The sequence below is a fragment of the Paucibacter sp. KCTC 42545 genome (assembly GCF_001477625.1).
Lineage (GTDB): Bacteria > Pseudomonadota > Gammaproteobacteria > Burkholderiales > Burkholderiaceae_C > Paucibacter_A.
Window position 1 is genome coordinate 1877678 of the sequence record NZ_CP013692.1, and the last position, 12247, is coordinate 1889924.

Annotated in this window: 10 protein-coding genes; 1 reads left to right on the forward strand and 9 read right to left on the reverse strand. The window is 62.2% G+C overall.

Annotation, left to right across the window (positions count from 1 at the left end; translation table 11 throughout):
• Positions 1-5: 5 nt before the first annotated feature.
• Positions 6-3086 carry a PEP-CTERM sorting domain-containing protein gene (locus AT984_RS08335; protein ID WP_197418282.1) on the reverse strand — a complete coding sequence of 1027 codons (3081 nt, stop codon included), beginning with the start codon at positions 3084-3086 and terminating at the stop codon, positions 6-8.
• Between the two features lie 283 nt (positions 3087-3369).
• Here AT984_RS08335 and AT984_RS08340 point away from each other — a divergent pair, with 283 nt between their 5' ends.
• Positions 3370-4005 carry a response regulator transcription factor gene (locus AT984_RS08340; protein ID WP_058719699.1) on the forward strand — a complete coding sequence of 212 codons (636 nt, stop codon included), beginning with the start codon at positions 3370-3372 and terminating at the stop codon, positions 4003-4005.
• Here the strand turns inward: AT984_RS08340 and AT984_RS08345 are convergent.
• The 8 genes from AT984_RS08345 to AT984_RS08375 all read right to left on the reverse strand — a co-directional run bounded on the left by AT984_RS08345 (position 3983) and on the right by AT984_RS08375 (position 12224).
• Positions 3983-5788, reverse strand: coding sequence for an ATP-binding response regulator (locus AT984_RS08345; protein WP_058719700.1), 1806 nt, complete (start codon positions 5786-5788; stop codon positions 3983-3985). The two genes, AT984_RS08340 and AT984_RS08345, sit on opposite strands and share 23 nt — an antisense overlap.
• 781 nt (positions 5789-6569) lie before the next feature.
• Entirely contained in the window at positions 6570-7640 is a 1071-nt protein-coding gene (locus AT984_RS08350) for a TAXI family TRAP transporter solute-binding subunit (RefSeq protein WP_058719701.1), read from the reverse strand.
• Between the two features lie 7 nt (positions 7641-7647).
• Positions 7648-8610 carry a double zinc ribbon domain-containing protein gene (locus AT984_RS23955; RefSeq protein ID WP_156421950.1) on the reverse strand — a complete coding sequence of 321 codons (963 nt, stop codon included), beginning with the start codon at positions 8608-8610 and terminating at the stop codon, positions 7648-7650.
• 208 nt (positions 8611-8818) lie between these two features.
• Positions 8819-9814 carry an aldo/keto reductase gene (locus AT984_RS08355; RefSeq protein WP_058719702.1) on the reverse strand — a complete coding sequence of 332 codons (996 nt, stop codon included), beginning with the start codon at positions 9812-9814 and terminating at the stop codon, positions 8819-8821.
• A gap of 75 nt (positions 9815-9889) precedes the next feature.
• A complete protein-coding gene (locus tag AT984_RS08360) occupies positions 9890-10159 on the reverse strand; it encodes a hypothetical protein (RefSeq protein WP_058719703.1) in 270 nt (89 codons plus the stop codon).
• Positions 10160-10295: 136 nt separating this feature from the next.
• Entirely contained in the window at positions 10296-10937 is a 642-nt protein-coding gene (locus tag AT984_RS08365; RefSeq protein WP_058719704.1) for an ankyrin repeat domain-containing protein, read from the reverse strand.
• Positions 10938-10953: 16 nt separating this feature from the next.
• Positions 10954-11736, reverse strand: coding sequence for a TatD family hydrolase (locus AT984_RS08370; protein ID WP_058719705.1), 783 nt, complete (start codon positions 11734-11736; stop codon positions 10954-10956).
• Between the two features lie 86 nt (positions 11737-11822).
• On the reverse strand, positions 11823-12224 hold the full coding sequence (locus AT984_RS08375; RefSeq protein WP_058719706.1) for a PilZ domain-containing protein: 402 nt from the start codon (positions 12222-12224) through the stop codon (positions 11823-11825).
• Positions 12225-12247 lie beyond the last annotated feature (23 nt).

Here is a 12247-nt window from a genome sequence, read left to right on the forward strand (position 1 = left end):
TCAGCTCAGCTCAGCTTGCGGCGGCGCCAAGCCAGCATGACCAGCCCGGCCAACATCAAGGCATAGCTCTCGGGCTCGGGCACGGCAGCGGCCACCACCTTGATTTCGCCGCTCGTGTAGAGCTGGCTGTAGTCCAAGGTCGTCCCCGCAGCGAGCTTGAAACCGCTGGCATCGATGTCGGCAAACGTGCCAGTCACCGTGCCCCAGTCCAGCAGGTCGAAGCTCTGGCCCTTTTGCGCCACAAAGCCGTTCCAAGAAGTCAGCTTGAGCGTGCCGTTCAGGCTCAGATTGCCGGCCACGATGTACTTGTCGAAGCTGCTGTTCTTGAACGCCTCATCGCTGCCGCAGCGCAAGGTGCAGGCGGTGATGCCGCCAATCTCGGCCAGGTAGGTGCTGCTGTCGCCGAACTCCACATCGCCCTCATCGCTGCCCAGGCCCGGCGATGCGCCCACCGTCAGCGTGCCTTCGAATCGCTTGGCGCCCGCCCCGCTGAACTTGGCGCCGGTGCGCTGTTGCACGGTGCCGAAAAAGGTCGCGACCGAGCCGGTCGACACGCGCAATTCGGCGCCGCTTTGCACATCCACATTGCCGTAGAAGGTGCTGTTGCTATTGCCAGAAAGAATGATCTGGCTGGCAGCGGTACTGAGCACGTCAGCGTAGATCGTCGAGTTGCCGCCGCTCAGCAAAACCTTGCCGTTATTGCTGAGCAGGCCGCTGCGCACTTCACCAAAACCGCTGATCACGCCGGAGGCCTGATTGAGCAGGGCCTTGCCATTGTTGTCGAAGCTGCCGCCGGCGAGTTGGATCTTGCCCGTGTTCGGCTGCAGGCCCTGGGTCAGGAGCAGGGTCGCGTCGCGGCCCACGGTCAGCGTACCGCTATTGCTCACCGCAGCGGCGAGCGTCAAGGTGCCGCCCTTGGCGCTGACAAAGCCTTGGTTGTTGATCGCATTACCGATCTGGCCGAGACCTTCGATGCGGCCCGTGTTGTCGATCGCCCCGCCACTCAGGCTGGCAATGGGCGAAGTCAAGAGGATCTGGCCGCCATTGGCAAAGCTCTTGTCGATGGCGAGCTTGCCGCCATCGACGATCAGGCTGCCCTGGTTGGCAAACTTGGCGCTGATGACGCCATTGCCGCTGATCGTGCCGCTCGCGTCATTGCTCAGGACGCTGGTGGCATCAGAAGCGCCGATGCTGGCGCCGGCCATGCTCATCAAGCCCTGGTTATTCAGGTTGCTTGCCTTCAGCTGCAGGGCGCCGCCCTTGCCCAAGGTCCAAACGCCGGTATTGATATTGCTGCCTGAATTGGCCAATTCAACATAGTCACCCTGGTCAAACCGGCCGCTGTTGGTGAAGCCCGCCTGAGCCGCGTTGGCGCGGATAGTGCCCGAGCCGGTCATGGTGCCGGCATTGAGCAAGGCGCCGCTGACTGAACCACCGTCCAGCTTCAGGCGGCCGTAGTTCTTGACGGTGTTAGCCGCCAGGCTGCTGGCGCGGCCCACAGTGGCGGAGGCATTCACATCCATTTGGAAATCAAGCGCCTGCAGCACCCCTCCTGCGAAGGTGAGGCTATCGCCCGCGCCCACACGAATCTGAGCGTCACCTTTGAGGATCTGACCGGCGCTGAGCACCATGTCGTGGCCCAAAAAGTCGCCCGTGGCGTAGTTCGACTTGAAATTGAGCGTGCCGGACTCCCAGTTCAAGGTGCCGGATATCTTGCCCGTCCCCATCTTGAGGAGGCCGCCCTGCAGATTGACGATGCCAAGATTACCGATCACCAGTTGCCCGACATCGACAACGCCGCCGCCCAGAACATCCAGCCGACCGGCGCCGACGGAGCCCACGGTGAGGGTGTTGGTAACGCTCAAAAGCGCGCCGCTGCCCCCCACCGCAGCCACGAAGCTGGAGTCTCCTGCCTGCCCCATCGTCATCCAATCCGACACTTGAACCTTGGCCCCGTTGGAGACGTTCAAGAGGCCTGCATTGCCGCTGACGCGCTGGGCCTTCAAGGTGGACCCAAGTCCTGTCGCTTCCAGCACGCCAAAGCCGCCAGTACCGTTTTCTCCTATGAAAAGATTGTTGATGTCGGCAGTGGCGCCCTTGCTGACCTGCATCAGCCCGTTGCCTTTGGTGCCCAGATAGAAGCCTATGCCTACCTTGAACAGCGTGCCTGTGTCCTTCACCGTGACGCTGGAGTTCACATTGGGCACGAAGCCGGGACCCATATTGCCGGTGGCGGTGAAGGTGCCACCGCCCGAAACGATCACATCGCTGTTGTTGTACAACACGCCGACAGTGCTGAAGCTCGATTTGACGCCGTCCACCGTCAGCTTTGCAGTCCCGGTTCTTCCCATATTCACGGTCTGGCTGGAGGCGCTGGCGCCGGAGTCGATCAGCAAGGTGCCGGTGCCGACGTCGCCCAGGCTCAGATCTGTGCCGACGACCAAACTGCTGTCCGAGCCGCGCACATTGATGGTGCCGCTGCTGGATGGGAAGCCGCCGCCGAGGGCGAGGGAGCCCCCGGTGCTGTAAGTGCTGGCGGAATTGATCGTCAGGCTGACGTTCGAATTGGGGTCGTCGCCGATCGAAGTGGAGTCGAGATTCTTGTAGACCACCTTGTTGGACAGAGTCAGATCACGTTGCTGGTCCATGCCACCTGAGATGGTCATGCCGGTGGTGCCGCCGTCCCAGGTCTGGTTCGCGCTGATGACGAAGCCCGCTGCGTTACCCCAATCGAACACCTGCTTATTGCTGCTTCTGTTGACGATGCCGTTGGTGAGCCCGATGTTGTTGCCCACGCCCTGCAGCGTGTAGGCACTCGCACCGGTCTCAAAGGAAATCTGGTTGTAGACGCGGTAGCCCAGGTCATTGACGACGACCAACCAGTTCGTATTGCCAAAGTGGAGGATGTCCCCTTCCGCTGGCTGGACGTTCTGCCCCTGCCAATTGCTGTTGAAGCTCATGCGGCTAGACCCCGCAGGATCACCGGCTGCTTTGTTGCCGCCTGCCCAGACCAAGTCTCTGGCTTCGGCGAGGCCCGTGCTGCACAGGGCGGCGATGGCCAAGCACAGCGGCAATGGGCGCGGCAAGCCGGTGGCCCTGGTTGAATGACGAAGGTGCAATGTTGGCTTGTTCATGTCGACTCCCTGGATAGAAACTGCTTGATTGGTGGCACGCGTGCCTGTGCCAATACCTGTGCTCTTGCGCGTGGTGGAGTGGCTCGGGCGCTGCATTGAATGGGCAGGGTCTGCCTGCTTGGCTTCAACGAGCGCAAGTTTCAAATCTCGCAACTGCTCGCACAATCGGACCTTGGACCCAAGACTTGGTCTCGGGACCTACTCAGCCCCTGCGTCGGCTGCTAGAGTGAGCCGCATGAAACTCTTGCTCGTCGATGACCACCCCCTGGTGCGTGCCGGTGTCGTCGCCGCGTTGCAAAGCCTGGGAGCGCCCGAGCTGATCCTGGAAGCCAACGACGGAATCGCCGCCATGGACTGCCTGGCCCAGCACCCCGATGTGGACGCCGTGCTGCTGGATCTGCGTATGGCCGGCATGGCGGGCATGGCCTTGCTGGAGCAACTCAAACGCCACCATCCGCTGCTGCCCAGCTTGGTGCTGTCATCGTCGGAGGACCCTGCCGATGTGCGCCGCGTACTCAAAGCCGGCGCACGAGGCTATTGCCCCAAGTCCGCCAGTCCAGCCACCCTGCTGGCGGCGCTAACGCTGGTGCTGGGCGGTGAGATCTATGTGCCGCCACTGATGGCCATGGCGCCTGACGCCGGCCCGGCCGAGCCCAGCCTGGACGGCTTGACGCCACGCCAACGCGAAGTCTTGCAAGAGCTGTGCAATAGCAAATCCAACAAGGAAATTGCGCGCGAGTTGGGCATGGAGGAGAAGACTGTCAAGGGCCACGTATCGGCCATCTTCAAAGCCCTGGGTGTGGTGCACCGCCTGCAGGCCGTGGAGGCAGCCCGGGCGGCCGGCATGGTCAGTCAGACGATGTCGTACTGATCGCGATAGGCGGTTGAATAGGCCGCAAAGCCTGGGTAACTGCCGCGCGCAACTGCACTTGCGTGAGCGGCTTTTGTAGCAGAGTCAGACCCTGCTCCAGCGCCTCCTCTGTGCGTGCGGCGCTGGTGTCGCCGCTGAGCAGCACGGCCGGGATATCGCTGTTGAACAGTTCGCGGAGCCGTGCAATCGCGCCGCTGCCGGTGTAGCCGCCGCCCAAGCGGTAGTCGCACAGCAGCAAGCGCGGCACAGCGCTCACGTCCATCAGCTGCGGCATCAGCTCGTCCACATTGGAGGCGCTGATGACGCCCAGGCCCCAGGCCGACAGCAAGGTGCTCATGGCCTGCCGAATCTCGGCGCTTTCATCGAGCACGATGACCAACTCCCCACCTAACTGGGGCTGTGCGAGCGGGCTTGGCGCTGCAGCCGCCCCCTCGTCGTGCGGCGCCAGCATGAGCGTGAACAAGCTTCCCCGGCCCGGCCGAGAGCGCAAGCGCAGCCTCAGGCCCAGCAGGCCAGACAGGCGATGAACAATCGCCAGCCCCAGGCCGAGGCCTTGACCCGACTCATGCAGTTGCACGAATTCATCAAACACCTCGGCGCGGCGCGCCCTGGCAATGCCCACCCCGCTGTCTGCCACTAGAAGTTCAATGCGGCCGTGCCGCTGGCGGGCCCGCAGCAGCACGCCGCCCTGCGCGGTGTAACGCAGCGCATTGGAGAGCAGATTGCGCAGCACCCGTTCCAGCAAAGCTGGGTCGCTGCGCACCGTCAGCGCCGCCTGTGACGCCTTTGACGCCGGTGAGGCCTGTGCCCCTTCAGAAGGTGGAAGATCGCAAACAAAGCGCAGTCCCTTGGCCTGTGCTTGCAGGCTGTGGTCGGCCGACATACGGGTCAGCAGCGCGCGCAAATCCACCGTCTGCCACTGCGGTTGCAGCTGCTCGGCGTCCAGCTTGGAAATGTCCAACAAGGCGTTGAACATGGCCCCCATGGCATCAACGGCACTGCTCACATGCTGCAATATCTGCGCTGACTGCGCCGGATTAGAGTTTTGCTTCAACGCGCCGACAAACAGCGAGAGCGCATGCACGGGCTGGCGCAGATCATGGCTGGCAGCGGCTAGGAAGCGGCTGCGCGACTGGCTCAGTTTGACGGCCAGGTCCTTCTCCTGCTTCAAGCTTTCGCTCAGATGAGCGAGCTGATGGGCTTGGCGCAACGAGTCCCACAGCAAGCGCCGCAGGGAAACGGCAAAGTGAATGTAGAGCGTGGCGCCGAGTAGCAGCACGGCCAAGACGGCCCAGGTGTCAATCGCGCCGTGCACCAGCACGGCCAACAACAGCCCCAGCAAAACCGGCCCCACCATGGCGAAATAGGCCGGCAAGTAGGCATGCAGCGAATGCAGCGCAGCCGAACTGATGCCTATCATCCAAGCCCATAGCAACATGCGCTGTGCATCGCTGCCACCAAGCCAAAAGAGATGAATCGCCACCAGCCACAGCAAACCGTTGATCCCTGAGGTGCGCGTCACCCGACGCAGCCAGAGCGGCGCATTGCTGATCGTCAGCGGGCTGCGCAACCAGCGCAGGCCCAGCCAGAGGTGAAAGGCCATGTTGACGAACTGCAAGCCTAGCCAGCAGGCCACCCAAGCCGGCGGCGCTGCCTTGTGCAGGCTGCCCGCAACCAGTAACGCCAGCACGAAATTGCCCACGGTCAGGCTCAGATCATTGCTGCGCAGGCGCTGCGCCACGTCCATTCGGACCAGGGCCTGCAGGCGCGACTCGTCAATCATGGATCGGCATTGCGGTGTATGAAAGCGTGGGCGTGGCTGGGATTGTGCATGCTGCGCAAGAAGATCGTGACAGCCATGAACGGGCAAGCACCAAACCGAGGGAGAGCAATATCGGATTCGACGGGCCTGCAGGCGACGCGATGAACGCTGCCACCCGTAAAGGCATCAATGCGCCAAAGTGGAAGTGCTCAACACGCACTTGAGCTGAGAGCTGCGTCCACCATGACGATGACGAAACTTTCCATCGCGTTGGTGAGGAGCGTCTTTCTAATCGACGCAGCAGACGACCGTCGCAATACGGTCCAGAAGTAGCAGCTTGCGCCAACAGAGACAGGTCTGAATGGGAAACACTCGGCATGAAACGTGCGCTGAAACGCACTTGAGGGCAGCGTTCCAACGTAGCAAGGAAATGCCGGGCCGAGGCAGTCATGTAAGCGCCCAGGTTCGCCAGCAACTTTCTCGCTCCAAATCAGGTGTTTGGGCACCCATCCTTAACCGAAGTGCCTGAGGAGCTTGTTTCCCAAGGCTAGCTAAGTGTTCAACGCCGCTCCGCCGGCTTGCCCGCCCTCAAGGTAAACCTATTCGCGAAAGCGAAGTCTTGCCTGAGCAAGGTGGCCCTGGGTAAGGCCCGTCACAAAAGCTCCCGTTCGGGCAGTTGCTAAAAGGTCGACCAATGCTGGCGTCATTTTCAATGCCTTGTGCGGGGCAGACAAAACAGAAGCGCCCAACTCAAAAGCCTTGGCGAGTGGCTATCAGCCGGCTTAGCCCATTGGCAAGCAACTCAATTGCACAGGCCCAAGATGCGTTCCTCCGCCGAACACCGCTTCTTCATAACGACGTTGCAAGCGCGCAATTCGCGTGCGGTGGGCCCGAAATAGGTCCAGCCATTGCCAAGCTCCGGCAGCTTCAGGCTGACCTCACGCCATTTCGGGTGGCCGTCTGCTTGCAGGCGTGAGAAGTTCTGGCAGAGCGAGCGGCCGAACCGGGCCATGTGCGAGATGGTGTCCTTCAGGTTGTAGTCATAGGTGACCAAAAAGGCGCCCACCGAGATGGTGGTGAAGTCTTCGCTCAGCAGATTGGGATAGCTGGCGGCCAGCATCTTGGCTGGCGTATAGGTACCCAAGGCGGTCTTGCTGGCGGGATGGTCGGGGTCAAACTTCAGCAGCTTGATGAACTTCTGCGCTTCGGGCCGCATATTGGCGATTAGCGGCGCGGGCTGGCCGGCGGCGACCACCACCACATCGACCGATTTGTCGGAGATCAGCTTGACCAGCGCCTCTTCATTGGACATGAAGCTGGCCTGTGCCTCCGGCATCGGCCCGCTGAACATCATGCGGTAGAGCGTGTGGGTGATCAGCGCCGCGCCGCTGCCCACCAGACCACCGTTGATCTTGGCATCCTTGATGTCGTGGATGTAGTTGAGAGGTGAATCGGCCCGCACGATGTAATGGATCTCGGTGTTGTAGAGCGGCAAGATCACCCGCAAAGGCCTGACCATGGCAGCCGCCTCGTTATTGCCGCTGCCAGCGCGGTCGACAAAGGCTTGAAACACATCGGCCTGCACGACGGCCAGCTTGACTCCTGGCTCGTAGCGCAGCAGCTTGACGTTGGCGGCCGAGCCTGAAGTGGCCATCACTTCCAACTGCACATCAGCGTCGGGCGCCACGAACTTGGCCAGGTCTTTGCCGATGGCGTAGTAAGTACCTTTGTCGGACGCCGTGACGATCTTGTACTCGGCCGCGGCCATTGCACGCTCAGGCATGATCAGCGCGGCCAACAGGGCCATGCCACTGGCAAGCAAACACCTAGCGAAGGCGCCAATTCGCCCGGGAGTTAAGTCCAATGTGTGCATAGCAGGCTTACCTTTGAGTTGGAACTTCGGGTGTAGTGCATAGGCCGAGCGCAGCAACCGCCTCGGTACAAGCGCCGATCTTGGCTGGTTTAGGCGGGGCGATCGGATAGCTCGGCCGGCCGTTACTGCTCAAGCCGATAGCCTCAATCGGGCCAGCGCTGGTGGGCGCTGAGGGCAAGGCGGCTCTGCTGGGGATGCTTGGGATGCTTGGGGAAGGCTGCACACTATTGCTTGAGACAAGACCAGGACGGCGCCGCTGCGCCGGAGCGGATGCTGGCGTTGCGGCCACTGCTTCGGCCGAGTCAGCGTTGCGCGGCGAGGCAGGAAGCACCGCTGGCAGTGTGCTTGCTTCAACACTTGGTGATGGAGTGATGTTGGCCGCCACGGGCTCGCCGGGCTGAGTATTGGGCTGGCCGTTTGGGAAGACTGGCGCCCTCACCTCTTTGTCTGCTGTGTCGATGGCTGGGCTAATGGCGGCCGGCTGGGCCACCGCTGAAGTGCCTTGCGCTGACGCTGAGGCCGCGGGCTGCCGATTGATCAAAAAGACGGTGCCGCCGCCGATGATCAGGACCAGCAATGCCAACGCTGCCCGCCAGCTAGGTTGGGACGACTTGCTCAACGCCGTGGGTTGGAGGCTGGGCTCATCTTCCCGAGGGCCAGGCGCATCGAAATGTTGGGGCGAGGGTTGCCCCGGCATTTCAGCTTCGAGTGAAACTAGGTCTGCACCGGCGGCACCGCCAGCAGTGGCGGTTGGTTCCGGTTCGGATGGCGCGCTTGGCGCCGAAAAGGACTCGCCGCAACGGCCACAGGCCTCGACCAAGCTGACGTCATTCAGAGCCCCACAGTGCGCACAGGGCCGCAAATGCAGAGCCGCGCCGCATTCATTGCAGAACTTCGAGCCTTCGGGGCTAACGTGCTCGCAGTACGGGCACTGGGTGCTGAGCTTGCCGGTCGAATGGGCGAATGACATAGGTCGGACAGCCTTGTTCACAAACGTCCAGGACGCGACCCACTATATGGCACCTGATTGGGCTTGAATAGTCCGCCCGAATTGGGATTCCTGCCCTGTTGCGCCAGCGATTCATCCCTGTAGAGGATGTTGGCTAGGGCGTAAATTCGGCGAGGAATGCCATGTTCGCTCGCTTGCCTGCGCCCTCCTCCTCTTGGCCCAGCGCCGTTTACGGCAAGGCCTGACCCCGTGCCGCCAGATACAGGCGATACCAGTCTTCACGGCTGAGTTCAATCTTCAATGCGTCGGCGCAAGCATGGATCCGCGCCGGATCGCTGCTGCCGATGACAGGCTGAATCCCGGCCGGATGTTTCATCAACCAAGCCAGAACGATGCCTTCGCGTGAGACCTGATGCGCATGCGCCAGTTCTTGCACTAACTCCGCACAGCGGCGCACAGCAGATGCGGCAGCGTCATCGCCCTTGGGCAAGGCCGCGCCGCTGAACAGGCCCTTGGCCAAGGAACCCCAGGCTTGCAGCTGAACATGATGGGCCTGGCAATAGGCCAGCGTCTCGGGCCAATTGAGCGCATAAGCTTGCTGGCGCAGCTGCGGGTCATTGAAGCAGCTGCCGGCTTCCAGCCAGTCCAGCTTGCCCAAACTCATTTCCAGCTGGTTGGCCAGTAAGGGCTGATCCAGACTAGCACTCAGCTGGCGCATTTGCGCGGCTTGCATATTGGAGACGGCCAGGTGCTGCACTTTGCCGGCCGCGCGCAGCCGGCTGAAGGCGGCGGCCACCTCATCGGCCTGCATCAGCGGGTCGGGGCGATGCAGCATCAAGATCTCCATCGTCTCAATCTGCAAGCGCTGCAGAATGCCGTCGACGCTGCGTGCTATGTGCTCGGCACTCAGGTCATAGCGACCGGGGCCACTGGCATCGGCGAAGCGAATGCCGCATTTGGATTGCAGCAGCAGGCGCTGGCGCAGCGAGGGTTGACGTTTGAACAGCTCACCCATGCATTGCTCGGCCTTGCCGCGGGTGTAGATGTCGGCGTGATCGAACAGGGTGATGCCGATCTCAAGTGCGGCTTCCACCGCCGCATGCGCTTTGGCAATATCGGCTTCGCCAATCGGCGTTTGGTCCCAGCCCCCGCCCAAGCCCATACAGCCAAGCACCAAGCGGCTTGCTTGAGGAAGATGGGTCTGCAAGGGAATCGATGTGTTCATATGCCTAGCTCCTTGAGGGAACCGGCATTGGAACGCATCCAAGCCTCTGGGCTCAGGCCCCAGAGGAAAAAACCTTCAGCTGGGCAGGCCGAAGTCAACCAGGCCATCGACATCGCTGTCGGCGATGGCAGGCTCGGTGGCTTCATCGACCAGGCGGTCAAACTCAGCCAAATCGGCCAGCGCGGCCAAGGCCTGCAACTTGCCGCGTGGAATCAGCGGCTTGTCAAGGGGGCGGTAGACGCGGCTGTGCAGATGATTCAGACGGTGCGAATCTTCCATGGCTTGCAACACGATTTCCGGGTTCAGCAACATGGCGAAGGGGCTGACAAGTGCGGGGCTCAGCATGATGTTTCTCCTCAGGACTTACGGTTTCAAGATGTAAGTGACTGTAGAGAGCCCGCTCGGCCTGGCCTAGTCGGCCCGCTGCCAAAGGCTTTGTCAGGCAAAGTCCTAGGCCGCTGTCAGCAGCGGCTACGGCGTTTCAGCGCTTGGTGGCGGCCTCAAGCTGCTTCAAAACCCGCTCGCGATCGGCTTTGCGCGCGAAGTCGGCGGCGTTCATGCCCTGTTGATTGCGCAGCGACACATCGGCGCCGGCCTTGAGCAGCACGGGGGTCAGGTCAAGCGCGCCGTAGCCGGCCGCCAGCATCAGCGGTGTGCTGCCGTTGGGCGAGCGCGCGTTGATCTCCGCACCCTGGCTGATCAGCCAGGCGGCCACGCCGTTGTCCGGGCCGCTACAGGCATAGTGAAGCGGCGTCCAGCCCTCTTGGTTGATGGGCGCACCGCGCTTGACCATGGCTTGCACCCAGTCCAGCCGGCCCTTGATGGCGGCCAGCATCAAGGGCGTTTCACCGTTCTTGCTGCGCGCATTCAGGGCTAGCGTGGGGGCGGCCAGCAGACTCTTGACGGCCTTGTCGGAGTCTTCTTTGATGGCGATGGCGAGTGCATTGCGCCCACGTGCGTCCAGCGCGTTAGGGTCGACGCCAGCGGCCACCATTTGGCTGATTGCCCTGCCATCGTCCAGCTCGGCGGCCAGCACCAAATCATCGATGGGTGCGGCTCGGCATGCACCCATTGCGCTCAGCAGCAGGCAGGAAACAAGAACGGGCTTGAAGTGACGCAGCATGGTGGAGCTCGAAGGTTCAGGGCAGAGAAAAGAGACGCCGGCAATTGGCCGTGGTTTGCGCGGCCAGCTCCGCCACAGACACGCCCTTCACCTCCGCCAATGCCGCTGCCACATGAGGCACATAAGCGGGGCTGTTGGTGCGCCCGCGATAAGGCACGGGGGCGAGATAAGGGCTGTCGGTCTCGATCAGCAAGCGCTCCAGCGGCAGGGCGGCTGCCACATCGCGCAGGGCCTGGGCATTCTTGAAGCTCAGGATGCCGGAAAAAGAGATGTAGAAGCCGCGCTCGATGGCCGCCAGAGCGATGTCCACCGTTTCGGTGAAACAGTGGAACACGCCACCGGCTTGCTCACCGCCCTCCTCGTCCAGCACCTTCAAGGTATCGGCGGCGCTGCTACGGGTGTGAATCACCAGCGGTTTGCCCACGAGCTTGGCGGCGCGGATGTGCGTGCGGAAACGCTCGCGCTGCCAGCCCATATCGGCCTCGATGCTGCGGCCGTTCAGGCGGTAGTAGTCCAATCCGGTTTCGCCGATGGCCACAATCTTGGCGCTACTGCTCGCTGCCCTGACCAGTTCATCCACGCTGGGCTCATGCACATCCTCGTTGTCGGGATGCACACCCACCGAGGCCCAAAGCTGCTCGTGCGCGGTGGCCAAGCCCAGCACCTGGGGAAATTCTTCCATCGTGGTGCAGATGCAGATGGCCTGCTCGACTTGCGCGGCCTGCATGGCTTGCAAGATCTCGGGCAGTTGCGCGTGCAACTCGGGGAAGCTCAGATGGCAATGGGAATCGATGAACATGGCGGGGCCAAGACCGTGGGCTTGGCGGGTTAGGCGATCAGGGTGTCAGGGAGAGCCAAGCGACAAGACGAGGCGGCAACAAGCGCTCAAAGCGTCTGAGTCGGCTTGGTGGAGGAAATCAGGGTGCCCAGAATCTCTTCGATCTTCAGCTTGATCAAGCGGCTCTTCTCATCCGCCGGAAAACGAACGCCAATGCCTTGGGTGCGGCCGCCCGATGCATTGGGCGGCGTCAGCCAGGCCACTTTGCCCGCGACCGGGTAGCGCTGCGGGTCCTCGGGCAAGGCCAGCAGCAAGTAGACATCTTCGCCCAGGCGGTACTCACGCGGCGTGGGCACAAACAAGCCGCCGTCGGTGAACATGGGCATATAGGCGGCGTACAGGGCGCCTTTTTCCCGGAACACCAGCTGGATCACGCTGGGCCGCGGGCCGCTGGCTGACAAGGCCCCGGCAGCGGCCGGCGCTGCGGGTGACGGAATGGTTTCGCTCATGGCGGCAAGTGTAGCGAAGGCTG